This window comes from Microbulbifer flavimaris, assembly GCF_001641755.2.
GTDB lineage: Bacteria > Pseudomonadota > Gammaproteobacteria > Pseudomonadales > Cellvibrionaceae > Microbulbifer > Microbulbifer flavimaris.
On sequence record NZ_LRFG02000003.1, the window covers coordinates 508,578 to 534,308 of the forward strand.

Below are 25,731 nucleotides of genomic sequence, written 5' to 3' on the forward strand. Positions count from 1 at the left end.
GATTCGAAAGATAAGATGGCATGTCGAAACGCAATACCCAGCAGCGCCGCCACCAGATACTGGCGGTGGTGACGGAAAATGGCGAGGCGAGCGTCGAGGAACTGGCGCGCCGGTTCGAAACCTCCGAGGTTACGATTCGCAAGGATCTGACGGCGATGGAGAACCACGGTCTGCTGCTGCGCCGCCACGGCGGGGCTATCCCGGTACCGCGGGAGCTGGTGATCGAGGAGGCGCCGTCAGAGGTCAAACGCGCCATCGGCCGCGCCGCCGCGGCGTTGATCCCGGATCACCACCGCATCGTGATCGACTATGGCCGTACCACCGCAGCAATGATCCCCGAGCTGAATCACAAGCGCGGCCTGGTGGTGATGACCAATTCCCTGCACGTGGCCAACGCCCTGCGGGAGCTGGAAAACGAACCCACCCTGCTGATGACAGGCGGTACCTGGGACCCGCATTTCGAGGCCTTCCAGGGCCGGGTGGCGGAGCAGGTGCTGCGCGGTTACGACTTCGACCGCGCCTTTATCGGCGCCGATGGCATTGATCTCGACCGCGGCACCTGCACCTTCAACGAGCAGATCGGCCTGTCCCGGGTGATGGCGGACGTGGCCCGCGAGGTGGTGGTGCTGGCGGAGTCCAGCAAAGTGGGGCGGCGCATTCCCAACCTGGAGCTGCCCTGGGAGAGTGTCTCTACCCTGGTGACTGACGCCGGCCTCGATGACGCTACGGCTGCCGCTATCGAGTCCCTCGGCGTGAAGTTGATTTGTGCCGAAGTGAGTGCTTACACCTAGCACAGAGCCGAAAGGGCCTGCGCTGATTAATTATGTTTTGAACGGGTGGCTCCACAGATCAGCCGCCCGGATGTGAAGAGGTTTCTGACTATGTGTGGAATCGTCGGAGCGCTGGCCCAGCGCAATGTCACTGAAATCCTGCTGGAGGGCCTGCGCCGCCTGGAATACCGCGGTTACGACTCCGCCGGCGTCTGCCTCCTCGACAGCGATGGCCAGCTGCAGCTGCGCAAGAGTGAGGGCAAGGTCGCCGACCTGGAGGCACGTCTCGCCGCAAGCCCAGCCGCGGGTCGCCTGGGTATTGCCCACACCCGCTGGGCCACCCACGGTGCACCGTCGGACAAAAACTCCCATCCACATGTGTCCGGCGACTTCGCCCTGGTCCACAATGGCATCATCGAAAACCACCAGGCCCTGCGCGAGGAGCTGAAAGGGCTTGGTTATCAGTTCATTTCCGAGACTGACACCGAAGTGGTGGTGCACCTGATCCATGCGCTGGCCGACGAGGGCCGCGACCTGCAGGCGGCAGTGACGGCGGCCACGGAGCGCCTCGACGGCGCCTATGCCCTGGGCGTGATCAGCGCCCGGGAGCCCGATGTGTTGATCTGCGCCCGCTCCGGCAGCCCGCTGGTCATCGGTGTGGGTATTGAGGAGAACTTCATCGCCTCCGACCCCATGGCCCTGCGCCAGGTGACGGATCGCTTTATCTTCTTGGAAGAGGGTGATGTGGCCGAAGTCACTCTCGCCGGTATCGCCGTGTGCGACAAGAACGGCCAGGAAGTGAGTCGCCCGGTCAACAAGCTGGATGGCGGCCACGATGCTGCCGACAAGGGCCGCTACCGGCACTATATGCAAAAGGAGATTTTCGAGCAGCCGGCAGTGGTAGCCGCGACCATGGCCGGGCGCATCGGCGCGGAGACGGTGCTGCCGGAAGCCCTGGGCGCCCGCGCCAACGAGATCCTGCCGGAGGTGAAACAGGTGCAGATCGTCGCCTGTGGCACCAGCTACCACGCCGGCCTGGTAGCCCGCTACTGGCTGGAGGACTGGGCCGGTATCCCCTGCTCCGTGGAAGTGGCCAGCGAGATTCGCTACCGCAAGACAGCGGTGCGTCCTGGCACTTTGTTCGTCACCATTTCCCAGTCCGGGGAGACCGCAGACACCCTGGCGGCCCTGCGTCAGGCCAAGGAACTGGGCTACCTGGCTTCCATGACCATCTGCAATGTGCCCAACAGCTCCCTGGTACGGGAGTCGGAGCTGTCCCTGATGACCGAGGCGGGGCCGGAGATCGGCGTCGCCTCCACCAAGGCTTTCACCACCCAGCTGGTGGCGCTGCAACTGTTCTGCATTGCCCTGGCCAAAGCCAATGGACTGGCGACGGAGCGGGAAGCGGAGCTGGTCAAGGCCCTGCATCAATTACCCGACCTGATGGAGGCCTTTACCGGCCTGGACAGGAAAGTGCAGGACACCAGTGAGGCTTTTGCCGAGAAGCATCACGCCCTGTTCCTGGGACGCGGTGTCGAATACCCCATTGCACTGGAAGGCGCGCTGAAGCTGAAGGAAATCTCCTACATCCACGCCGAGGCCTATCCGGCCGGTGAGCTCAAGCACGGCCCGCTGGCACTGGTGGATGCGGACATGCCAGTGGTGGTGGTCGCCCCCAATGACGAGCTGCTGGAAAAGCTGAAGTCCAACCTGCAGGAAGTGCGCGCCCGCGGCGGCGAGCTGTTTGTGTTTGCCAGCCCGCAGGCGGGTTTTACCAGCGAGCCGGGCATCACCGTGGTGGAAGTGCCCGACGCCCCCGAGAGCCTGCACCCGATTCTCTACACTGTGCCCCTGCAGTTGCTCAGTTATCACGTGGCCCTGCTCAAGGGTACGGACGTGGACCAGCCGCGCAATCTGGCCAAGTCGGTCACCGTGGAGTAGCGTCGCGACAGGTGCCGGATGGGGCAGCGACGGCGCAGCCCCAGTGCTCGATATTGCTTCACAGGGAGAGGCCCGATGCTGCCAACAGCCGCCAGGGTGTTGACTCTCCTTGCCACCGTGGCCCGGGCGCCAATGGTCGCGCGCGACATCCCCGAGCCCGCGGCTTTTGGCCCCGTCTATGCTTTGTCCAAACTTGAAAGGGAAAACATGCACTGATGCCGAGGCTCATCCTCGCCCTGCTGACAGGGCTCGCAATGATTTTCACGGCGGCATGTTCATCCAGTGCTTTTTTTCTGGCCAACCTGCCGGTGACCTTCGGCGATCGGGAAATCCATCGGGACATCAGTTATGGCCCGCAGCCGTGGCAAAAGCTGGATATCTATCTGCCCGAGAAGACCAGTACGCCGGCACCGGTGCTGGTTTTTTTCTATGGTGGGCGCTGGAGCTTCGGTAACAAAGCGCAGTACGCGTTTGTCGCCAAAACATTTTCCGATGCCGGCTATGTGGTGGTTCTGCCGGATTACGCCAAATACCCGCAGGTAAAGTTTCCGTCCTTTGTCGAGGATGGAGCCAAAGCGGTCGCATGGATTTATGACCATATCCGTAAATATGGCGGCGATAGGTCCCGTTTCTATCTATCGGGCCACTCGTCGGGTGCACATATGGGGGCGCTGATTGCCGTCAATTCGGATTACCTGCAGGCCGAGGGCAAGACAACCGCGATCATCACCGCCTTTGCCGGACTCGCCGGCCCCTATGATTTCATCCCCGAGGCGGAGGACTTGAAAGACATTTTCGGCCCGCCCGCCAACTATCCCAATATGCAGGTGCCGACTTTTGTCGACGGCCGCCAGCCGCCAATGTTGTTACTGCACGGCGCCGACGACGAGCAGGTGATCCAACGCAACCTCAACCGCCTGCGTGCCAAGATTGAATCCACCGGCGGCATTGTCGAGGCGCGGATCTATGACGACGTCGATCATATCGACATCATCGGCGCCCTGAGCTGGATTCTGAGAGATACAGCGCCGGTCGAACACGACATGCTGGCATTCTTTGACCAGCACGCAAAAGAACAAGCCGTTGTTGCGCGGTGACGGACCCGGTCGATCATCGGCGAATCGGGCCCGGCAACTTCTGCCTGACCATCTCCCTCCTGGCTGTCCTCCAAACTTCCTCTCGTGAGAAATCAGTGCCCGCACAAAAGTGCCAGAGTGCTTTATTGCGCCATCTACTTACACCCTGTCGCCGCCCATAAAACCGCCATGCTATAACCAGCGCTCGGCAAACCATCATAAGAGGGCCGGGGTATGAGCACTGCAGAAGCGAAAACCGATAAAAAGCCATCCGGACCGTCGGATACCAACGCGGCGGTGATGAATGGCGATGTCAGTGTTTTGCTGGGGGAGCCTTCCCAGCCGCCGGAGGAGATCCGCCTGGAGCGCAAACGCAAGCTCACAGCGGCCTTTCGCCTGTTCGGCAAGTTCGGTTTTGACGAGGGGGTGGCCGGACATATTACCGTGCGCGATCCGCTGCTCGAGGATCATTTCTGGGTAAATCCCATGGGTGTCTCCTTTAAGCGCATTCGCCAATCCCAACTGCTGCTGGTCAATCACGCCGGCGAGGTGGTGGAAGGAGATGGCTTCCTCAATGGCGCTGCTTTCACTATTCACTCCCATATTCACAGAATGCGCCCGGACGTGGTGGCCGCCGCCCATGCCCATTCCCTGTATGGCAAGGCGTGGTCATCGCTGGGACGCCTGCTGGATCCGATCACCCAGGATGCCTGTGCTTTCTACGACGATCATGCACTCCTGGAGACTTTCTCTGGCGTGGTGCTGGAAATGGGCGAGGGAGAAGCGCTGGTGCAGGCGTTGGGCCAGAAAAAGGCGCTGATCCTGCAGAACCATGGCTTGCTGACGGTGGGCAAGAGTGTGGATGAGGCCGCCTGGTGGTATATCACCATGGAGCGCAGCTGCCAGGCGCAATTACTGGCGGAGGCGGCCGGCACCCCCCGGTTGATTGAACCGGAGGCGGCGATCCGCACCCGCGCCGTAGTGGGTACTGAACTGGCGGGGATGTTCAGCTTCCAGCCGCTATTTGACACCATCTGCGCCGAGCAGCCGGATATGTTCGACTGAGCTGACTGGTCTCACAAACCCGGCTTGCTGTTCGCGTCGTCCTGGTCCCAGTGGTGATCCAGATGCAGGTCGCGGTCGCGGCGATCTTCCTTCAACGCCTGCAGCAGCTGTTCGCGATAGATCTTGGTCTTCGCGATGTGCTGGGACTCGTCGCGCCAATACGGGAACAGGGATTCCAGCATGCGCTGATCGTGCTGCTTGAACTTGCGCGCGGCGCGGCGGGCCTGCAGGGGCGATAGACCCAGTAATTGCAGCGCCGTCTCACCGATAGAGATGGCCGAATCCACCGTCTCGCGGAAAATGTACTTCACCCCTGCCTCCATCAACGCGTACTGGTGCATGCGGTTGCGGGCACGGGCGAGGATGGTTATGTGCGGGAAGTGCTTGCGGAGCTGGGCGACGATCTCCAGGGATGCCGCCTGATCGCTCAGGGTCAGAATCACCAGCTTGGCGTTTTTGGCTCCGGCTGCCTCCAGCAACTCCTCCCGTGAGGCATCGCCGTAATAGGCCTTGATGCCATAGCGGCGCACCAGATCCAGCTGTTCCGCATTGCGCTCCAGCAGCGTCGTCTCAAAGCCGCAGGCGTTCAGCAGGCGCCCGGCAATCTGGCCGAAGCGGCCGTAACCGATGATGATCACGGGCGAGCCGTGGTCCTGCGGGTGCGCCTCCTCTTTCTCCCGCTCGGTGCTGCCACCGCGCAGGTAACGGGGTTGCACGAACTGTTCGTAAACGAGTAGCAGGATCGGTGTCAGCGCCATGGACAGGGCAATCACCACCACCAGCAGGTTGGCGGTGGTCGCTTCCAGCACCTGCCGCTGGCTGGCGAAGGACACCAGCACGAAACCAAATTCACCCGCCTGCGCCAGTGACAGCGCAAACAGCCAGTCCTCTCCCCTGGACATGCGGGTAACCCGCGCCAGGGTGAACAGCACGGCAAATTTAACTATCACCAGCAGTACTACCAGTGCCAGCAACAGCATCGGGTACTGGGCGATCAGGTTGAAATTGACACTGGCGCCCACGGCGATGAAAAAGAGCCCCAGCAGCAACCCTTTGAACGGCTGGATATCCGCCTCCAGCTCGTGGCGGAATTCGCTCTCCGCCAGGATCACACCGGCCATAAAGGTACCCAGGGCCGGTGACAGGTCGAGCCAGATCATCACCGCTGCCGCGCCCACCACAATCAACAGGGAGGTGACCGTAAACATCTCGCGCAACTGGCTGCCCGCCACCAGCCGCAACAGGGGCCCCAGCAGGTAGCGCCCCGCCAGCACGAACGCCGCCATGGTGCCGATCACAGCCAGCGCGTAGCGCCAGCCGCTGAGTCCCCCGGCATGCAGCTCCGGCTGGTTGCCGGCCAGCAGAGGCAGCAGCGCCAGAATGGGAATCACGGCGATATCCTGAAACAGCAGCACCGAGAAAGCACCGCGTCCACCCTCGGTGCGCAGCAGTCCCTTCTCGGTCAGGGACTGGAGGACGATGGCGGTCGAGGAGAGCGCCAGGATCAGGCCGATGGCCACCGCCGGGCGCCAGCTCTGCTCGAAGATCAGCAGTGCCACCGCGGCGATCGCCGCCGCTGTCAGCAACAGCTGCGCACTGCCGGTGCCAAAGATGGCGCCGCGCATGCGCCAGAGCTTGCGTGGCTGCAGTTCCAAGCCGATCAGGAACAGCATCAGCGCGACACCGAATTCCGCCACGTGCATCTCTTCCGTTGCGTCGCCGACGAGGCCCAGGGCGTGGGGGCCAATGGCGACACCGGCAATCAGGTAGCCCAGTACGGAACCCAATCCCAGGCGGGTGGCCAGGGGCACTGCGATGACGGCGGCGGCGAGGTAAATCACCGCCTCAAATAGAAAGCTGCTGTGTTCCATAGGTCTTTGTTTGAATCTTTTTTGTATCGGGACTTGCTTCGGTGTTCGCGTGGAGCTCAGTGGGCCGGTTCGGCTGCTGCCGTTTCTGGCTCCGCCACGGCGCGGCTGCGCCTGATCAGCGGCCCGATGGTGGAGCCCTGTACGACGATGGAGAAGACTACCACGCCATAGGTCATCACCACCCACAAGTGGCGCAAGTCCTGGTCGCCGATGGCAATATGCCCGGCGGGGATGGACATCGCCAGCGCCAGTGCCAGGCCGCCGCGCAGCCCGCCCCAGATCAGGATGCGCTCACTGTAGGGGTGGTAGCGGCGCCGCCTCTTCAGGAAGAGAAACGGTACGCTGACGGCGGTGACCCGGCCCAGCAGCACGATGACCACGGCGGCCGCCATCAGGATGTAATCGATGGAGCCGAAATCGATCGTGATCAGGAACAGCCCCACCAACATAAACAGCAGTCCGTTGAGGAAGTCCTCGGTAATGCTCCAGAAGTTGTCCAGCTCGTGCTGGCTGACCCGGGAAAAGCCCTGCTCGCGGGTAAAATTGCCGATGATGATACCGCTGACCACCATGGCCAGGGCTCCGGACACGCCGAGGATATTGGCCAGGGCAAAGCCGGCAGTGGGAATCACCAGGGTCAGCAACAACTCCAGGCTGTGGTCATTGGTGGCGCAGATCAGGTAGTGGAACAGGCCGCCGATCAGCAGGCCCAGCACCACGCCACCGACCGCCTCCACCGCGAACAGCTCCGCTACCGCCGGCACCGTGGGATCCGCCCCCTCGAAAGCGAGAGCGTAGATCACCGCGAACACCACCAGGCCGAAACCATCGTTGAACAGGGACTCCCCTTCCACCTGGATCGCTACCTGTTCCGGCGCTTTCAGGCTTTTCAGGATCGCCAGTACGGCGATGGGGTCGGTGGGGGAAATCAGGGCGCCAAACAGCAGGCAGTAGACAAACGCCACCGGCAAGCCGAGGAAACCCAGGAACCCGTAAAGCAGTGCGCCCACCACAAAGGTGGAGATCAGCGTACCCACCACTGCCAGCAAGCTGATTTCCAGGCGCTGGTTGCGCAGCATCAGCAGATCGATATGCAGGCTGCCGGCGAATAGCAGGAAACCCAGCATGCCTTTCAGCAGCAGGTCCTGCAGGTTGAGCAGGGGCAGCAGCTGGTCGGCCCAGTCGCGCAGTTCCAGGATGCCGATCTTGCCCAGACCGGTCACCAGCAGAGACAGCGCCAGGGCGCCGGCGGTGATGGCGATGGTAGTCTGCGCGCGGAGTACATACTGGTTGAGGAAGCCGAGGAATACGGAAATCGCCGCTAGAAAACAAAACGTGTAATAGGCTTCCATAGGGCGTGCGACTCCATTGCAGCAGGATACCGGCGCAAACATGCGCCGGTTAAGGTCGATGCCGCAGTGAAGCCGCGGCCGCTCAGGTGGCGAGGGTGCCGTTATTGTAGTCGCGCAGGGTCTGCTCGATTTGCTCGCGGCTGTTCATTACGAAGGGACCGTAATGCACCACCGGTTCGTTGAGTGGCATGCCGTGCAGGCACAGTAGACCGGCCCCCTCCCCGTCGGCGCGCAATTGTAGCGACTCCCCGCCGCCATACAACAACATGTTGCCCCGTCCAATCGGCCCGCGTTCGGAAACCAGCCCGCCGCGATAGATAAACACCAGCACGGAATGCTCCGCGGGCAGCGGCAGGGTCACCTCCGCATCCGCCCCCAGCCGCAGGTCGGCCACCGATGCGTTGGCTGCGGTTTCCGTCAGTGGCGCCGAATAGGTTTCCCTGCCTACTTGCCAGCTGCCTGCGATCAGTCGCGCCAGGGAGCCACTGTCGTCCAGCGATACTTCCGGGATGTCACCACCCTGGATATCCCGCCAGGTGGGGGCGTCCATCTTGTTGGCCGCAGCCATGTTGATCCACAGCTGGAAGCCGTGCATCCCGCCCTCACCCTGGGCAGGCATCTCCGAGTGAATGATGCCGCGGCCGGCACGCATCCACTGCGCACCGCCGGTGGAGACGGCGCCGCGGTTACCCAGGTGATCCTGGTGCTCGAACTCGCCGTTCAGCATGTAGGTCAGTGTTTCTATACCCCGGTGCGGGTGGGGCGGGAAACCAGCGATATAGTCGTCAGCATTCTCGGAGCGGATTTCATCCAGCATCAGGAACGGACTGAAGTCCGGGCTCTGGAAACCGGCCACGCGCTGGATCTTTACGCCGGCGCCGTCGGCGGAGGCCTGGCTGGCCAGGGCCCGTGCCAGTGGGCGCGCCCCCGGAAGAAGCGAGAGTTTGTTCATGGTTACACCTCCCCGATGAAATTTTTCTGAGTATAAAACGATGGATTCGATTGAAAATGGCAAAAAATCGCCCTATATGTTCGACTGCATCGGAAAATAAACCGCTTCGCGGCCGCTGATCCCGGCCGCACTTCGAGAAAGCAGGGAGCTCAAATGCCCAAGGTCACCCTAGAGCAGTGGCGCATGTTCCAGTCCGTCGTCGAACACGGCGGCTTTTCCCAGGCCGCCCAGGCGGTGCACAAGAGCCAGTCTTCCATCAACCACGCAGTGCATAAATTGCAGGAGAGCCTGGGGGTGGATCTGCTGGAGGTGCGCGGTCGCAAGGCGGAACTCACCGATGCCGGGCGCATCCTTCTGTCCCGGGCGGGCGGGCTGCTGAATGAGGCCGAGGCGCTGGAGGGCGTGGCTTCGAGCCTGGCGGTTGGGCGCGAGGCCGCGCTGACCATCGCGGTGGATGTGATCTTCGATTACGACTGCCTGTTCAATGCCATCGAGCGCTTCGCCGAGGAGTTTCCCCATACCCGGCTCGAGGTACGCGAGACGGTACTCTCCGGTGCAGAAGAGCTGCTCCTGCAACAGGAGGCGGATTTCATTCTCTCGGCGCGCGTGCCACAGGGGTTTGTCGGCGAGCCGGTGTCGGTGGTGCGTTTCCTGCCAGTGGCCCACCCGGATCACCCGCTGCATCGACTGGGCCGGCCGGTGGCGCGCAAGGACCTGAAGGGCAGTCGCCAGATCGTGCTGCGGGACTCCGCCAGCCGCAACCGCCAGGACTCTGGCTGGCTCGGCTCCGACCAGCGCGTTACCGTCACCAACGTGCAGACTTCCATCGAGCTGATCGAGCGCGGGCTCGGTTTTGCCTGGTTGCCGGAGACCCGCATCCGCGAGTCCCTGTCCGCGGACCGGCTGCTGCCGCTCCCCACCGAGGAAGCATGGAAGCGCAATGTGACCGTGTATCTGGTCTATTCCGACAGTGATAAATCCGGCCCAGCCGCGCACTTCCTGATCGATGTATTGCGCTCGGGCCTGTATATGCCGGAATGATGTTTTAATAAATCGAACGTAAGGCACGAAAATATGCGGTTTTCACCGCAGTTCATGGAACTACACTGTGGGCAACTTTCTATTGGCACCCACAATGAGGAATTGTCCATGAACAGCGGAATTTTCTGCGATCTCACCAAACTGCTGGGCCGACTGCTGATATCTCTGATGTTTATCAGCGCCGGCTGGAGCAAAATCGCCGGTTACGCCGGTACACAGGCCTACATGGAGTCCGCCGGCGTCCCCGGCGCCTTGCTGCCGCTTGTCATCATCGCCGAGCTGGGCGGTGGTCTCGCCGTCCTGTTCGGTTTCCTCTCCCGCTGGGCGGCGCTGGGGCTCGCGGTCTTCTGCCTCGCCAGCGCCTGGCTTTTCCACTATGTCCCCGGGGACCAGGCCCAGATGATCAGTTTCATGAAGAACATCACCATTGCCGGTGGTTTCTTGATTCTCGCCGCTTCCGGTCCCGGCAACCTGAGTCTGGATCACTGGCTGCGTCGTAATAAGTAACTGCGATGAGGGAGCGGCCGCCGGCCGCACCTTCTGTCCAACGATTGAATAGTTGAGGAGGGGTTATGGGCCTGTTGGTCAAAGGTCAGTGGCAGGACCGCTGGTACGACACGGAAAAGAGCGGTGGTGAATTCGTCCGCGAAGACGCACAGCTGCGCAACTGGATTACCGCAGACGGCAGCCCCGGCCCCGGCGGTGAGGGGGGATTTGCCGCGGAGGCAGATCGTTATCATCTGTACGTCTCGCTGGCCTGTCCCTGGGCGCACCGCACACTGATCTTTCGCAAACTGAAGGGGTTGGAGGATCTGATCAGTGTATCCGTAGTAAGTCCTTACATGCACGAGCACGGCTGGACCTTCAACAAAGAGGAGGGCAGCAGTGGCGATGCCCTGTTCCAGAGCGACTACCTGCACCAGGTCTATACCCGCAATAAAGCCGATTACACCGGGCGGGTGACGGTGCCCCTGTTGTGGGACAAGCAGCGCGGCTGCGTGGTGAGCAATGAGTCGTCGGAAATCATCCGCATGTTCAATTCCGCCTTTGACGGCCTCACCGGCAATACCGACGATTACTATCCCCTGGACCTGCGCGGCGATATCGACGCCACCAACGACATTGTTTACGAAAACGTCAATAACGGCGTCTATCGTGCCGGTTTCGCGACACAAAAGGATGCCTATGAGCACGCCTACGAGCGGCTCTTCTCCACCCTGGAGCAGCTGGAGCGACGCCTGGCGGAGAACCGTTACCTCTGCGGGGACCGCATTACCGAGGCAGACTGGCGCCTGTTCACGACCCTGGTGCGCTTCGACCCCGTCTATCATGGCCACTTCAAGTGCAACAAGCAGCGACTGGCGGACTACCCCAATTTGTGGGGTTACGTGAGAGAGCTCTACCAGTGGCCCGGCGTGGCGGAGACAGTGGATTTTCACCACATCAAAACGCACTACTACGCCAGCCACGACACCATCAATCCCACAGGCATAGTGCCGAAGGGGCCAGAGCTGGATTATTCCGCGCCACATCATCGCGGCTGAGCGCCGGGCGAATTTGGAGGGATCAAGCGGGACCGGGGTGCCAATGGTGCGGGGCCTCCCGGTACTCAGGAGGCCTGCGCGGCGGGGTCTGCTCAGCGAGTGGGGAGCCGCACCGGTGCAGGCTTTTGTTTGCCGTCCACGGTGATCGGCACCCGTGCCCGCGCCACCAGTAGCACCAGCGCCAGCGCGGTGGCCGCACAGGCGCACATGGTGGCGGCAATGGGAACCAGGGTGCCGGTGTGCAGGCCGTTGACCAGTCCACCGAGGATGCCGCCGGTAATAAACAGCGAGGCCCCGTAGAGCGCATTGGCGCTGCCACTGATATTGGGGAAAAACTCCAGGTAGCAGGCGGCGGCATTGGGGGCGGTGAGGCCGATACAGGCCATCACCATCAGCAGCGGCACCATCCAGCGCAGCAGCGTCAGTTCACCGGCCAGAGTTCCCAGCAACAGCAGGCTGCAACCCAGCAACTGCAGCCCCACCCCCGCCAGCAGTATCTGCCGCGGTTCAAAATACTTCAGCAGCCGAATATTCAACTGCACCATGGTGATCAGCCCCAGGACGCAGGCGCCGAAAAATAGCGGGAAGCGCCCGGCTGGCACCCCGAAATACTCCATGAATACGAAAGGTGCGGTGGTGATGTAGATAAACATCGAGCCGCTCACACAGGCCTGGGTGCCGAGAAAGCCCAGCGCGCGCCGGTTGCGCAGGACCTGTCCGTAGTTGCGCAGCAGGTGACGCTTGGGGGCTGCCTGGCGGCGGGCGCGGGTGAAGCGTGATACCGTCTCCGGCAACAGGGTTCGCACCAGGATCAGCATCGCCAGGGCGTAGCAAAGCAGAAACAGGAAGATCCACTGCCAGTCACCGGCAATCACGAGCAGGGAACCGATCACCGGCGCCGCCAGCGGTGCCAGCAGCATCATGGTGCTGATCACGGAAATGATCCGTGCGGCATCGCGCCCGCTGTACAGGTCGCGCACGATGGCCGCACAGATGACGGTGCCGAAGCCGCCCCCCAAAGCCTGGGTGAAGCGCAGCAGGATCAGCTGGTCGGCATTTTTTATCCACAGGATCAGAAAAGTACTGATGATAAAAATGATCAGGCCGATGGTGCCCACGGTGCGGCGACCCCAGCGATCTGATAGCGGTCCCCCCAGCAGCTGTCCCATGGCGAAGCCGAGCAGAAAGCTGGATACCGAGTGCTGCACCCGCGCCACCTCGCTACCCAGTGAGTCGGCGATGGCGGGAATGGCGGGCAGGTAGGTATCGATGGCAAATGGCGTCAGTGCCACCAGGGCTGCCAGCCACAGTGACAGCCAGCGCGGCGGGAGTTTGTCATCGGTCGGCGGCAAGAGGCTCATAAACGGGCTCGGTACAGCGGGATGGGCAGTGTGCCCCCCGGCGGCGGGCGCGGCATGGTACTGGCCCTGCCCCGGTGTTACCAGCGCCGCGGGCTACTTGTCCTGGCGCAGGGTATAGAGGCCCTGTTTCAGTTTGAGCAGGTGGTCCTGCAGTTGCGGACCCTTGCGTTGGGCCACGCCGATCGCCAGGGTGTCGATCACCACCAGGTGGGCGATGCGCGAGGAGAGTGGCGTATAGATTTCGATGTCTTCTTCCACGTCCACTTCCAGCGGGATGGTGGCCTGTTGCGCCACCGGGGATCCGCTCGGGGCCAGGCCAATCACGGTACCGCCCTGCTGCTTGACCATTTCCATCGAGTGCAGCAGTGCTTTGGTGCGCCCGCTCTGGGAGATGGCTACCACCACATCGCCGGGCTCCATAGACATGGCTGACATGTTCTGCATGTGGTGATCGGAGTGTGCAGCGGTGGCCAGCTGCAGGCGGAAGAACTTGTGCTGGGCGTCGCTGGCTACGGCACCGGAGGCGCCGAAGCCAAAAAATTCCACCCGCTTGGCGGGGGCGATGGCGGCGACGGCGGCTTCCAGTGCACGATTGTCGATGGTGTCGCGCACGTTCAGCAGCGTATCCACGGTGGAGTCGAAGACCTTGCGCTTATACTCGGCGATGGTGTCCGTCTCGGTGACCGCGATCTGGCCGAAACTGGGGCTGGAGGCCAGCTGTTGGGCCAGGTTCAGCTTGAATTCCTGGAAGCCGGAGCAGCCCACGGCGCGGCAGAATCGCACCACGGTGGGTTCGCTCACCTGGGCCTCAGTGGCCAGGTCGACGATCCGCATGTGAATCACCTCGTCCGGATTGGCGAGGATATACTCCGCCACCTTGCGCTCTGACTTGCGCATGGAGGACAGCTGTTCACTGATTTTCTGCGTGACTTCCGCCGGTTTCACGGTACTTCCTTCTCTATTACAGACCGCGCAGTTTAGCGGCTGCTCCCCACTGTGGCGAGCGGACATTGAGGCACTTCCGGGCGGCTCCGCTGACGGGCCTCCTTTCGGGACACGCCGTGAATACATCCCTGTAGGCTTGTCGGCCGGGTCCATCCGGCCGACAGTCCCGTAAGGAGACCCGCCACCAGAGCCTGCGCATCGCACTCTCTGCGCGAGAAAACCTGTTTATTTACACAGGTACCCTGCACCAGCTCTGGTACAATCGCCGCCCATGGACGTATCTCAGATTCTAGACCCCCTCAACGACGCGCAGCGCGAGGCCGTCGCTGCTCCTCCCGGCAACCAGCTGGTACTGGCGGGTGCCGGTTCCGGCAAGACCCGTGTGCTGGTGCACCGCATCGCCTGGCTGATGCAGGTGGAGGGTGCCTCGCCCTACTCCATTCTCGCGGTCACCTTTACCAACAAGGCCGCCCGGGAGATGCGCGCGCGCATCGAGGAGCTGCTGGGGGTAAACACCTTCGGCATGTGGGTGGGCACCTTCCACGGTATCGCCCACCGCCTGCTCAAGGCCCACTACAAAGAGGCAAAGCTGCCGCAGAACTTCCAGATCCTCGACAGCGATGACCAGCTGCGCCTGATCAAGCGGGTGCAGAACGACCTGGGCCTCGACGAGAAGAAATGGCCGCCGCGGGAGACCCAGTGGTGGATTGGCGCCCAGAAAGACGAGGGTCTGCGTCCCCAGTACATCCACGCCGGTGCCGACCCCTGGCTGCAGACCATGGTGCGTACCTACTTCGCCTACGAGGAAGCCTGCCAGCGCGGTGGCCTGGTGGACTTCGGTGAACTGCTGCTGCGCGCCCACGAACTGCTGCGGGACAACGATTCCGTGCTGGCTCACTACCGCAACCGCTTCCCCACCATCCTGGTGGATGAGTTCCAGGACACCAACACCATCCAGTATGCCTGGCTGCGCCTGCTGGCCGGCGACCAGTGCAACATCACCGCGGTGGGGGACGACGACCAGTCGATCTACGGCTGGCGCGGCGCCAAGATCGAGAATATCCAGCACTTCGAGAGCGACATGCGCGACGTGCAGACCGTGCGCCTCGAGCAGAATTACCGCTCCACCAGCACCATCCTCAAGGCGGCCAACGCGGTTATCGAGCACAATGCCGGGCGCCTGGGCAAGGAACTGTGGACCCGCGGTGAGGAAGGCGAGCCCATCTCCCTCTACGCCGCCTACAACGAGCAGGACGAGGCGCGCTTCATCGTGGAGCGAATCCAGGACTGGGTACGCGACGGCCACCGCCGCGACAGCGTCGCCATCCTGTACCGCTCCAATGCCCAGTCGCGGGTACTGGAAGAAGCGCTCTTGCGCGAGCAGGTGCCCTACCGCATCTACGGTGGACAGCGCTTCTTCGAGCGTATGGAGATCAAGAACGCGCTGTCTTACATGCGCCTGATCAGTAACCGGGATGACGACACCGCCTTCGAGCGGGTGGTGAATACCCCTACCCGCGGCATCGGTGCGCGCACGGTGGATGCGGTGCGCAGCTTCGCCCGCGAGCACGGCTGCTCCATGTGGCAGGGGGCTACCCGCATGCTGCAACAGCGGGTGCTGGCGGCGCGGGCCGGCAACGCCCTGCAGGGTTTCCTCGACCTGGTCAACCAGCTGGCGGCCAGTGCCGAGGACAAGCTGTTGGGCGCCATCGCCGAGGATGTGATCGAGACCAGCGGCCTGCTGGACTTCCACGGCAAGGAAAAGGGCGAGAAGGGCCAGACGCGGGTGGAAAACCTGCAGGAACTGGTGAGTGCCTGTCGCGACTTCGACGGTATCGAGATACCGGAGGGCGAGGAAGAGCCGCCGCTGCTGGAGCAGTTCCTCGACAGCGCCGCCCTGGACGCCGGCGAGGGGCAGGCGGACGAATTCGAGGATGCGGTGCAGCTGATGACCCTGCACTCCGCCAAGGGGCTGGAGTTCCCGCTGGTGTTCCTGGCCGGGGTGGAGGAAAACCTCTTCCCGCACAAGATGTCGGCGCAGGAGCCTGGCCGCATGGAGGAGGAGCGCCGTCTCTGCTACGTCGGTATCACCCGCGCGATGATGAAGCTTTACATCACCTACGCGGAAAACCGGCGCCTGTTCGGAACCGAAACCTATAACAGCCCGTCGCGCTTTATCGGCGAGATTCCGCCGGAGCTGGTGCACGAGGTGCGCCTCAAAACCGAGATCTCGCGACCGCTGTTCAACGCGGATTACGGCAAGGCCGGTCGCCTGTCAGACCCGGCGCCGGATTTTGACGACCTGCCACCACTGGCCCTGGGCGGCCGCGTGGACCACCCCAAATTCGGCGAGGGCACGGTAGTGCAGTTCGAGGGCAGCGGCCCGCGGGCGCGGGTGCAGGTCAATTTCGATGATGCCGGCAGCAAGTGGTTGGTGGTGGCGATGGCTAAGTTACAGCCGCTGTAATGGATTGAGTGAGGGAGCAAGGGGATGCTGTCTAAGTTGCCGCAACTGCTGGTTTTCCTGCTCATTACTACGCTGGGCTTAGCTCAGACACTCATATACTGGCGCTTTGGCAGGAATTTCGCGCGCTGGCCACGTGTTCCGGCTGAGATCACTCACTCCCGTTTGCTGAACCAACTGATAGATGGAAGGAGTGTTGTGGAGGCGATCGTCACTTTCAAATATGAAGTTGATGGGCGCGAATACTCCTCCAAAACTCCCGCTCTGCGAAGTTATAACCTGTTTCCTTCAGTGAAGTATGAATCGGGGTTGGTAGAAAAATATCGTCCCGGAGATGTGGTTACGGCGCGCTTCCATCCACTTCAGCCATCAATCGCTTATTTGGAGCGGGCACCCATTAGCTGGTCCAGCACTCTGTTATTACCTGCCTGGATAGCTCTGGGCTTTGCGGTGTTATACGGTATTAACAACGGCTACTTTACACGGTTATGGGACTTTCTCGTCTTGCAGAATGACTTGCTCATCATGGAATCTGAGTCACGCCGACAGTAGCATGACTTTTCCGGGCTGGTGCAACTGCTGGCGTGGTGACAAATTGCAAAATAAGAACACAAAAGCTGATGAAGAAAATAAACTGGTACCCCCCGATTATCCTCGGTCTGCTGGCCCTGCTGGTCATCACCTTCGGCACTCTGGTCGCGTCCCGTGCCTCACTGGGCCCGGCCCAGCAATTTACCGAGGTTGGTGGGCAGGAAACCTTTGAGTGGAAACTTGTCACCACCTGGCCGAAAAATTTTCCGGGTCTCGGTAGCGCACCGGAGCGCTTCGCCAAAAAAGTAGCGGAGATGTCCGGTGGGCGGCTGAAAATCCAGGTTTATGGTGCCGGGGAGCTGGTGCCCGCCATGGGCGTCTTCGGGGCAGTATCCGAGGGGGCGGCGCAGATGGGCCATGGAGCCGCCTATTACTGGAAAGGCAAGCTGCCGGCAGCGCAGTTCTTCACTGCCGTACCCTTCGGCCTCAATGCCCAGGAAATGAATGGCTGGCTGCACCACGGCGGTGGGCTGGAACTGTGGCAGGAGATATACGAGCCCTTCAATTTGATTCCCATGGCCGGGGGCTCCACCGGGGTGCAGATGGCGGGCTGGTTCAACAAGGAAATCAATTCCGTCGAAGACCTCAGGGGGCTCAAGATGCGCATCCCCGGCCTCGGCGGCGAGGTACTGAACCGGGCAGGCGGCACTGCAGTGACGATTCCCGGTGGCGAGTTGTACACGGCACTGCAGACCGGGGTGATCGATGCCACCGAGTGGGTGGGGCCGTACAATGATCTGGCTTTCGGCTTTCACCAGATTGCCCAGTATTACTACTACCCTGGCTGGCACGAGCCGGGCTCGATCCTCGAGTTCATCGTCAACAAGAGTGCCTTCGAGAAACTGCCGGATGACCTGCGGGCAATCGTCCGCGCCGCCGCCCGGGATGCCAACCAGGACATGCTCGACGAGTACACCGCCCGCAATAATCGCGCGTTGAAAGAGCTGGTGGACCAGCATGGCGTGCAGCTGAAGCGCCTGCCGGACGAGGTGCTGTCACACCTGAAGCAAATCAATACACAGCTGCTGGAAGAAACTGCGGCAGAGGACCCGCAGTTTGCGCGGATCTATAAAGCCTTCCGCGAGTTCGAGGCGCAGGTGATTCCCTACCACCGGATCAGTGAAGAGGCCTACTACGAGACCCGCTCGCTGGAACGGGACCACTAACCGGCTGGGCAGTAACGGCGGTGGACCCGCGCGTTTTAGATGGGGCAAACCAGGGAAGGCCGTTAGGCATAGGGAGTGCCCGAGGATCTTCACGGTGAGATCAAGATTGGCCGCGGCACCCCCGTCACCGTTTGCCTGTTCACGCTGAAGCCCGCTCCACGCTTGTGGGGTACCGCGGGCGTCCGGGGGCGCGCTGAAAAAGATCAGCTGTTGGGCAGCGGCCTGGTATGCCCCTTGTCATCGATGGCGACGAACACGAACTCCCCCTCGGTGACCTTCACCTGCTCGCCGGAACCGACGCGGGTCAGCCAGACTTCCACCATGGTGCGGATCGAAGAGCGACCCACCTCGATAGGCTCGGCATAGCAGCTGACGGTGGAGCCCACGGGCACCGGGCGCAGGAACACCATGTTGCCGGTAGCCACTGTGGTGACCCGGCCACGGGCGATGGTCTGCGCAAAGATGGCGCCGGCGAGGTCCATTTGTGACATCAGCCAGCCGGCGAATACATCCCCCTGGGGGTTGGTATCCCGGGGCATGGCCAGGGTTTGCAGGGTAAGGGTGCCGGTGGGTTGTGGCTCTTCATCTAGTGCTGCCATGGACTGCTCACGAACTGTTAGATTTATTGGAGGTTGCCGCGAAGCGGGTGGCGCATTGTAGCACAGCGTGCACACAAATTAGCCACAGGTGACAAAGCCAAACGTGGCGCCGCGGGCAAGTTTTCCGAGTGCCACAGTTCTGTTTCACCGGTGCAAACTTGCCCGATCTACGCCAGAGACCTAGAATCCCGCCATGCACCGCATCCTGACCCTGTTCCTGCTGCTGATGTTCAGCGCCCAGAGCTTCGCCTCTGCGGTGCAGCATGACTGTGGCGAGATGGACATGGGCAGCGCGGGTTCCATGGCCCATGCCGACATGGACATGCACCACGACATGTCCTCGGATATGCCCTGCTGTGACGACTCCAGCAACGACGCAAGCGCCTCGGAGCAGGCACGACAGTGCCAGCTCAGTTGTGCACTAGGCACTTGCGCCTCACCGGTGGCCGTCGTGGCCGTCTTCTCGCCGCTCGAGGTAACCCGATATCACCCCACGGTGACGTGGTCCCCGATCGAGCGCCCTGACACCCCTCATTCCAGTCTGTTCCGGCCCCCCATCGCCGCCTGATGACCCGTTAACGGGTGCCCCGTGCACCTGCGAGCCATCAACCAGACAGGAATAACCGATGTTTCTCCTCAAAAGGGCCGCGTGCCTTCGCGGCCTGCTGACGCTGGCATTCGCCTTCGTGGCGATGCCCGTACACGCTTCTCTCGACTACCGCCAGGCGCTGGAGATCGCCCTGGAACTGGATCCGGAGAGCGCCGCCGGGCGCCTGGAAGCTGAGGCACTGGAAGCCGGCGCTGTGGCGGACAGCCAGTGGGCCGATCCGATGCTGAAGTTTGGTGTGGCAAACCTGCCAACGGACAGTTTCGCTTTCGACGAGCAGCCCATGACCCAGAAACTGGTGGGGATCAGTCAGCAGCTGCCCCGGGGCGACAGCGCCCGTCTCACCGGGGAGCGCGGCTTGTTGCGCGCGGAGGCAACCCATGCGCAGGTTGCCGATCGCGAACTGCGTCTGGTGCTCGCGGTAAGTGAAACTTTTCTTGATCTTTCCGCCCAGGTCGAGCGACGGCAGTTGCTGCTGCAAAGCCGCGAGTGGCTAGAGCAGCTGGTGGACTACGACCGCACGCGGCTGGCCACCGGCGAGGTACAGTCGCAGCGCCTGCTGCAGAGTCAGCTGGCCCTGGCGCGCCTCGATGACCGCATCCGCGCCGTGGAGGGGGATATCGACCGCAAACGAGGCGAGCTGACCCGCTGGATTGGCGAAGCCGCGTGGCAACCGGTGGATACCCGCCTGCCCGCTTGGCCGGATACCCGGGCGTGGCTGGAAGCGCAGCGACTGCCGGTGCCGCCGGAAAGTGTCGACGGCCACCCCGCACTGGGTGCTGCTGAGGCGCTGGTGGCGGCGGAGGCACGCAATGTGGCGCTTGCCCATGAGGCCTACAAGCCGCAGTGGAAGGTGGAGCTGAGCTACGGCCAGCGCGAGCCCACACCCCTGAGCGATGGTGCTGATTTCGCCAGCGCCCTTGTTTCTGTTGATCTTCCCCTGTTTCGCACAAATCGCCAGGACCAGCGCCTCGCTGCAGCACGCGCCAGGGAGAGCGCCGGAATCCTCCAGCGCCAGAACCTCTTGCAGCGCTTGCACGGCGGCCTGAACGGTGCCGCTGCCGCTGCCGAGAGCCTGGAGGCGCGACGCAGCCTCTACCAGCGGGACTTGCTGCCCACCGCCGAGGCGACTGCCGATGCCCTGCTGCAAGGCTATGCGGCGAACACCGCCGACCTCGACGCAGTGATCACCGCGCGCATGGAGGCCATTGAGGCTCAGGTCGCGGCATTGCAGCTGGATTACGACTACTACCGCGCACTGGCGCGGATTCGCTACTACCTGGCTGGCGCCGTGCCGGGCGGCGGCAAGTAAACCGCCTGTCAGGCATGAAAATTCACCCGCCATCAGCGCGGGCAGAGTAGGAATACGAATGATGCAGAAGGCTTCAATCATGATCGCCGCGGCCGCACTGGTGGGTGCAGCGCTGGGCTGGTGGCTGGGCACTGGGGACGGGGGCTCCGCGGAACAGGGCGCGGGCGAAAAGAAGATCCTCTACTGGGTTGCGCCCATGGATCCCAATTACCGCCGTGACGGACCGGGCAAGTCGCCCATGGGCATGGACCTGATCCCGGTTTACGAGGGCGAAGAACAGAAGGAAGCTGCAGGCACCGTCCGCATCTCCCCGGCAGTGGAAAACAACCTGGGCGTGCGTACCGGCACCGCCGAGCGCGGCCCGGTATCCGCCAAGCTGAACACCGTGGGCATTGTGCAATTGGACCAGGACCGCATCGAGCACCAGCACTCTCGCCTCAGTGGCTGGGTGCAGAAAAGCTGGGTCAAGGCCAGGGGGGACCGGGTGGAAAAGGGCCAGCCCCTGGTGCAGATCTACTCCCCGGAACTGGTCAAGGCCCAGCGCGAGTTGCTGGCCGCCCTCAAAAGCGGCAACCGCGCCCTGATTTCGGCCTCGCGCGAACGCCTCCAGAGCCTCGGTATCCCCGCTGCAGAGGTCGCCCGGGTTGAGCGCGAAGGCAGCGCGAGCGAGGCGATCACGCTGTACGCCGAGGCCAGTGGTTACGTGGACAACCTCGGTGTGCGCGATGGGATGTATATCACCCCGCAGACCACCCTGGTCAGTGTGGGGCCGCTGGAAACCGTGTGGGTCGAGGGCGAGGTCTTTCCCCGACAGGGCTACAAGGTGCAGCTGGGGGATACCGCCACCGTGCGCGCCGACATCAGCCCGGGTCGCATCTGGCTCGGGAAGATTGCCAAGGTGTTGCCGCAGCTTGATAAGCAGATGCGCACCCTGACCGTGCGCGTGCGGGTGGATAACCCGGACCGCACCTTGCGGCCGGGTATGTTTGTGCGCCTGCAACTGGACGGCCCGGAGCTGCAGGCGCTGACAATCCCGCGGGAGGCACTGATTCGCACCGGCCGCATGGAACGGGTGGTGCTGGCGGAAGGTGACGGCCGTTTCCGCTCGGTCCGGGTGCGTTCCGGGCGCGAGTTCGGCGAGCGGGTTGAGATCCTGGAGGGGCTCAAGGCCGGCGCGCGCGTGGTGACCTCCGCCCAGTTCCTGCTCGATTCCGAATCCAGTGTCAGCGCCGACCTGGAACGCATGGACGCCGCTGACCGCCCCTGGGTGGGTGCCCGGGTGTTGACCATGCCAGATGACAACCACTACGCGCGTCTGGAGCACGATGCCGTGCCGGCCTGGGACTGGCCGGGCATGGTCATGGGCTTTTACGTGGCCGACAGTGCCGGGGATGACCTGCGCAAGGCGATGGAATCCGATCGTCGTGTCGAAGTGCAGATCCGCAAGCGGGCCGATGGTAAATACGAGGTACTGGCAGTGCGCCCATTATCCACTGGCCATGAGCACCACCAGCAGATGCAGGACAGCGAAAAGGGAGCGGAGTCCCACGACCACCACGATCACCACGACCAAGAGGGCGAGTACAAATGATTGCCCGCATTATTCACTGGTCGCTGCACAACCGGGTGGCGGTGCTGCTCGGTGCTATCGCGCTGTTTCTCGGCGGTCTCTACAGCCTGCGCCATACGCCGGTTGATGCCCTGCCGGACCTGTCGGATGTACAGGTGATCGTGAAGACCTCCTTCCCCGGCCAGGCTCCGCAGGTAGTGGAAGACCAGGTTACCTATCCCCTCACCACCGCCATGCTGTCGGTACCGGGGGCCGTGACGGTCCGGGGGTATTCCTTCTTCGGCGATTCCTACGTCTACGTGATCTTCGATGACGATGTGGATCTGTACTGGGCGCGCTCCCGGGTACTGGAATACCTGAGTCAGGCCGCCCCCCGGTTGCCTGCGGGTGCCCAGCCGGAGCTGGGGCCCGACGCCACCGGGGTGGGCTGGATTTACAGCTACGTGCTGGTGGATCGCAGCGGCAATCACGACCTGGCGCAGCTGCGCTCCCTGCAGGACTGGTTCCTCAAGTACGAACTGCAGACCATCCCGGGGGTGTCGGAGGTGGCCACGGTGGGCGGTATGGTGCGGCAATACCAGGTGGTGGTGGACCCGCTGCGCCTGAGATCCTACGACCTGACCCTGGCCCAGGTACGCACCGCCATCGAGCGTGGCAACCGGGAGACCGGCGCCTCCGTGGTGGAGATGGCTGAGGCCGAATACATGGTGCGGGCCAGCGGCTATATCCAGGGCGTCGATGATTTGCGCCAGGTTCCGCTGAAGGTGGATGACAGCGGCACGCCACTGTTGCTCGAAGACGTGGCCGATATCCGCCTGGGCCCGCAGATGCGTCGCGGCATTTCGGAGCTGGATGGCGAGGGCGAGGTGGTCGGCGGTGTAGTGGTGATGCGGTTTGGTGAGAACGCCCGCGCCGTGATCGACCGGGTTACCGGGCGCCTCGAAGAGTTGCAGCAGAGCCTGCCGGACGGGGTGGAGATCGTACCGACCTACGACCGCAGCGAATTGATCGACAGCGCCGTGAGCAACCTGGCCCACAAGCTGGTGCAGGAATTTATTGTCGTGGCCCTGGTGTGCGGCTTGTTCCTCTATCACCTGCGCTCGTCGCTGGTCATTGCGCTGAGCCTGCCGCTGGGAATCCTGGGGGCCTTTGTGGTCATGCGCCTGCAGGGTATCAACGCCAACATCATGAGCCTCGGCGGCATCGCCATCGCTATCGGCGCCATGGTGGACGGCGCCATCGTGATGATCGAGAACCTGCACAAGCATATGGAGCGCACACCCCTCACCGGGCGCAATCGCTGGCAGGTGGTCGGTGAGGCCGCCAGCGAGGTAGGGCCGCCGCTGTTTTTCAGCCTGCTGATCATCACCCTCAGCTTCCTGCCGGTATTTGCCCTCGAAGGCCAGGAGGGTCGGCTGTTTGCCCCCCTGGCATTTACCAAGACTTATGCCATGGCGGTGGCCGCCGGCCTCGCCATTACCCTGGTACCGGTATTGATGGGCTACTTTGTGCGCGGCCGTATCAAGCCGGAGCGGGAGAACCCCATCAACCGTGCCCTGACCGCCGCCTATCGCCCGGCGGTGGAGCTGTCGCTGCGGTTCCCGCGGCTGGTGCTGGCAACCGCGCTCCTGCTGTTGGCGAGCGCGCTGTACCCGCTCGCCAAGACCGGCACCGAGTTCATGCCGCCCCTGGACGAGGGCGACCTGATGTACATGCCCAGCACCCATCCGGGCATTTCCATCGGCAAGGCGCGGGAACTGCTGCAGCAGACCGACAAACTGATTATGTCGGTGCCGGAAGTGGCCCAGGTGTGGGGCAAGATTGGCCGTGCCGATACGGCCACGGATCCGGCGCCGCTGACCATGATCGAGACCATTATCCGCTTCAAACCCAGGGACCAGTGGCGCCCGGGGATGACGCCGGAGAAGCTGCGCGCGGAGCTGGATTCGGTGGTCCAAATCCCCGGGGTGACCAATGCCTGGGTGATGCCGATCAAGACCCGCATCGACATGCTGGCCACCGGCATCAAGACGCCGGTCGGCATCAAGGTGGCGGGCCCGGATCTAGCGGAGATCGAAAAGATCGGCCGGCGCCTTGAGAGTATCCTCGGCGACCTGCCAGGCACCGCCTCGGTCTATGCCGAGCGGGTGGCCGGCGGGCGCTATATCGATGTGGATATCGATCGCATGGCGGCGGCCCGTTTCGGCCTGAATATCGCCGACGTGCAGTCAGTGGTGGATACCGCCATTGGCGGCCGCAATGTCAGCGAGACCGTCGAGGGGCTGGAGCGCTATCCGGTCAACCTGCGCTACCCGCAGAGCTGGCGGGATTCTCCCGACCAGATGCGACTGCTGCCGATAGTGGCGCCTAACGGCAACCACCTGTCGCTGGGCGATGTAGCCCGCATCGAGGTGCGCGACGGCCCGCCCATGATCAAGACCGAAAACGCGCGTCCCAATGGCTGGATCTATGTGGATATCGCCGATATGGACCTGGGTTCCTGGGTCGAGAGTGCCAGGCAGGCGGTGGCGGAGCAGCTGCAGTTACCCGCGGGTTATTCCCTCGCCTGGTCGGGCCAGTACGAGTATATGGAGCGCGCCTGGGAGCGCCTCGGCGTGCTGCTGCCCCTGACGCTCGGCATTATCGTGCTGCTGCTTTACCTGAGCTTCCGCCACGTGGGCGAGGTGTTGGTGATCATGGGCAGCCTGCCGCTCGCCCTGATCGGTGGCCTGTGGCTGCTCTACTGGCTCGGTTATAACCTCTCCGTGGCGGTGGGGGTCGGGTTTATTGCGCTGGCCGGTGTGGCCGTGGAGATTGGGGTTATCATGCTGGTTTATCTCAACCTGGCCTGGAAACGGGTGCGCGAGGAGCGCGAACGCGCAGATGTCTCCCTTTCGCTCGAGGACCTGAAACAGGCCATTCGCGAGGGGGCAGGCCAGCGGATGCGGCCGGTGCTGATGACTACCGCCACGGTGTTTATCGGCCTTATCCCGGTGATGATCGGCTCTGGTGTCGGCTCCGAGGTGATGCAGCGCATCGCCGCACCCATGGTGGGCGGCATGGTCAGCGCCATGCTGCTGACCTTGCTGGTGATCCCGGCCATTTACCGGCTGTGGAAGGGCCGTCGGTTAGTGAGTGCTTCGTAGCGTCCGGGATGACGGCAAGCCTCTGGCTGGGCTTTTAGCCGTCGTGATTACTGGCCACCAAAAACTGTCGGCGCTGTCCTGGCGCCGACGATTCTCGAAAGTCCTTGCCCACATTCTGCTGCAAGCTGCCGCCATAATCGACGCGAGCGTTTCTTTCTCATATAGGGCGTGGCTATATCTAGCCATCTATGGCTTTGTTGATCCCAGATTGGCTACATATACCCACATGGCCAGATATAACCACCCCTTTGAATAAACTGTTATGCGTACGGAGAAATATGATTGAGTCGGAATGAATTTGATCAGACGTACAGCAATTACTTGAAGCTTCACCGTATTAGAGAGGATTGGTGTAGAA

The 25,731-nt window shown here is 62.6% G+C and carries 20 protein-coding genes; 14 read left to right on the top strand and 6 right to left on the bottom strand.

Going from position 1 to position 25,731, the window contains the following annotated elements; translation table 11 throughout:
• Positions 1 to 20 precede the first annotated feature (20 nt).
• The 4 genes from AWR36_RS11375 to AWR36_RS11390 all read left to right on the top strand — a co-directional run bounded on the left by AWR36_RS11375 (position 21) and on the right by AWR36_RS11390 (position 4,852).
• Positions 21 to 791 (top strand): DeoR/GlpR family DNA-binding transcription regulator, encoded by a 771-nt coding sequence (locus AWR36_RS11375; protein ID WP_067084895.1) that lies wholly within the window; start codon positions 21 to 23, stop codon positions 789 to 791.
• A gap of 90 nt (positions 792 to 881) precedes the next feature.
• Entirely contained in the window at positions 882 to 2,711 is a 1,830-nt protein-coding gene (glmS, locus tag AWR36_RS11380) for a glutamine--fructose-6-phosphate transaminase (isomerizing) (RefSeq protein ID WP_067084897.1), read from the top strand.
• A 215-nt stretch (positions 2,712 to 2,926) separates the two neighbouring features.
• Positions 2,927 to 3,808, top strand: coding sequence for an alpha/beta hydrolase (locus AWR36_RS11385; RefSeq protein ID WP_067084899.1), 882 nt, complete (start codon positions 2,927 to 2,929; stop codon positions 3,806 to 3,808).
• A gap of 213 nt (positions 3,809 to 4,021) precedes the next feature.
• Positions 4,022 to 4,852: a class II aldolase/adducin family protein gene (locus AWR36_RS11390; RefSeq protein ID WP_082679558.1), complete on the top strand. Its 831-nt coding sequence runs from the start codon at positions 4,022 to 4,024 to the stop codon at positions 4,850 to 4,852.
• Positions 4,853 to 4,863: 11 nt separating this feature from the next.
• On the opposite strand, the gene AWR36_RS11395 is transcribed toward AWR36_RS11390, so the two are convergent.
• The 3 genes from AWR36_RS11395 to AWR36_RS11405 all read right to left on the bottom strand — a co-directional run bounded on the left by AWR36_RS11395 (position 4,864) and on the right by AWR36_RS11405 (position 9,027).
• Positions 4,864 to 6,723, bottom strand: coding sequence for a monovalent cation:proton antiporter-2 (CPA2) family protein (locus AWR36_RS11395; protein ID WP_067084902.1), 1,860 nt, complete (start codon positions 6,721 to 6,723; stop codon positions 4,864 to 4,866).
• A gap of 56 nt (positions 6,724 to 6,779) precedes the next feature.
• Positions 6,780 to 8,075 (bottom strand): cation:proton antiporter, encoded by a 1,296-nt coding sequence (locus AWR36_RS11400; protein ID WP_067084904.1) that lies wholly within the window; start codon positions 8,073 to 8,075, stop codon positions 6,780 to 6,782.
• An 82-nt stretch (positions 8,076 to 8,157) separates the two neighbouring features.
• Entirely contained in the window at positions 8,158 to 9,027 is an 870-nt protein-coding gene (locus tag AWR36_RS11405) for a pirin family protein (protein ID WP_067084907.1), read from the bottom strand.
• Positions 9,028 to 9,180: 153 nt separating this feature from the next.
• Between AWR36_RS11405 and AWR36_RS11410 the strand changes: the two genes are divergently transcribed.
• The 3 genes from AWR36_RS11410 (at position 9,181) to AWR36_RS11420 (ending at position 11,612) form a co-directional block, all read left to right on the top strand.
• Complete coding sequence (locus AWR36_RS11410; RefSeq protein ID WP_067084910.1) at positions 9,181 to 10,068, top strand: LysR family transcriptional regulator; 888 nt, start codon at positions 9,181 to 9,183, stop codon at positions 10,066 to 10,068.
• Between the two features lie 108 nt (positions 10,069 to 10,176).
• Positions 10,177 to 10,575, top strand: a complete 399-nt coding sequence (locus tag AWR36_RS11415) for a DoxX family protein (RefSeq protein WP_067084912.1) — start codon at positions 10,177 to 10,179, stop codon at positions 10,573 to 10,575.
• A gap of 65 nt (positions 10,576 to 10,640) precedes the next feature.
• Positions 10,641 to 11,612 (top strand): glutathione S-transferase family protein, encoded by a 972-nt coding sequence (locus AWR36_RS11420; RefSeq protein ID WP_067084915.1) that lies wholly within the window; start codon positions 10,641 to 10,643, stop codon positions 11,610 to 11,612.
• A gap of 92 nt (positions 11,613 to 11,704) precedes the next feature.
• On the opposite strand, the gene AWR36_RS11425 is transcribed toward AWR36_RS11420, so the two are convergent.
• Together AWR36_RS11425 and hexR are read right to left on the bottom strand one after the other, a co-directional pair.
• The gene (locus tag AWR36_RS11425; RefSeq protein ID WP_067084917.1) at positions 11,705 to 12,973 is read right to left on the bottom strand and encodes a multidrug effflux MFS transporter; all 1,269 of its coding nucleotides are present in this window, start codon (positions 12,971 to 12,973) and stop codon (positions 11,705 to 11,707) included.
• A 93-nt stretch (positions 12,974 to 13,066) separates the two neighbouring features.
• Positions 13,067 to 13,918 carry a transcriptional regulator HexR gene (hexR, locus tag AWR36_RS11430; protein WP_082679559.1) on the bottom strand — a complete coding sequence of 284 codons (852 nt, stop codon included), beginning with the start codon at positions 13,916 to 13,918 and terminating at the stop codon, positions 13,067 to 13,069.
• A gap of 271 nt (positions 13,919 to 14,189) precedes the next feature.
• On the opposite strand from hexR, the gene uvrD reads away from it, so the two are divergent.
• From uvrD to AWR36_RS11445, 3 genes are all read left to right on the top strand, one after another.
• Positions 14,190 to 16,385: a DNA helicase II gene (gene uvrD, locus AWR36_RS11435; protein ID WP_067084919.1), complete on the top strand. Its 2,196-nt coding sequence runs from the start codon at positions 14,190 to 14,192 to the stop codon at positions 16,383 to 16,385.
• 24 nt (positions 16,386 to 16,409) lie between these two features.
• The gene (locus tag AWR36_RS11440; protein WP_067084921.1) at positions 16,410 to 16,934 is read left to right on the top strand and encodes a DUF3592 domain-containing protein; all 525 of its coding nucleotides are present in this window, start codon (positions 16,410 to 16,412) and stop codon (positions 16,932 to 16,934) included.
• Between the two features lie 68 nt (positions 16,935 to 17,002).
• A complete protein-coding gene (locus tag AWR36_RS11445) occupies positions 17,003 to 18,139 on the top strand; it encodes a TRAP transporter substrate-binding protein (protein WP_067084924.1) in 1,137 nt (378 codons plus the stop codon).
• 203 nt (positions 18,140 to 18,342) lie between these two features.
• On the opposite strand, the gene AWR36_RS11450 is transcribed toward AWR36_RS11445, so the two are convergent.
• Positions 18,343 to 18,738: an acyl-CoA thioesterase gene (locus AWR36_RS11450; protein WP_067084926.1), complete on the bottom strand. Its 396-nt coding sequence runs from the start codon at positions 18,736 to 18,738 to the stop codon at positions 18,343 to 18,345.
• A gap of 193 nt (positions 18,739 to 18,931) precedes the next feature.
• On the opposite strand from AWR36_RS11450, the gene AWR36_RS11455 reads away from it, so the two are divergent.
• The 4 genes from AWR36_RS11455 (at position 18,932) to AWR36_RS11470 (ending at position 25,373) form a co-directional block, all read left to right on the top strand.
• The gene (locus AWR36_RS11455; RefSeq protein ID WP_067084928.1) at positions 18,932 to 19,306 is read left to right on the top strand and encodes a hypothetical protein; all 375 of its coding nucleotides are present in this window, start codon (positions 18,932 to 18,934) and stop codon (positions 19,304 to 19,306) included.
• 58 nt (positions 19,307 to 19,364) lie between these two features.
• On the top strand, positions 19,365 to 20,657 hold the full coding sequence (locus tag AWR36_RS11460; protein ID WP_067084930.1) for a TolC family protein: 1,293 nt from the start codon (positions 19,365 to 19,367) through the stop codon (positions 20,655 to 20,657).
• A 61-nt stretch (positions 20,658 to 20,718) separates the two neighbouring features.
• Positions 20,719 to 22,248: an efflux RND transporter periplasmic adaptor subunit gene (locus AWR36_RS11465; RefSeq protein WP_176491133.1), complete on the top strand. Its 1,530-nt coding sequence runs from the start codon at positions 20,719 to 20,721 to the stop codon at positions 22,246 to 22,248.
• A complete protein-coding gene (locus AWR36_RS11470) occupies positions 22,245 to 25,373 on the top strand; it encodes an efflux RND transporter permease subunit (RefSeq protein WP_067084935.1) in 3,129 nt (1,042 codons plus the stop codon). Before AWR36_RS11465 ends, AWR36_RS11470 begins: the two co-directional genes overlap by 4 nt.
• Positions 25,374 to 25,731: the final 358 nt, after the last annotated feature.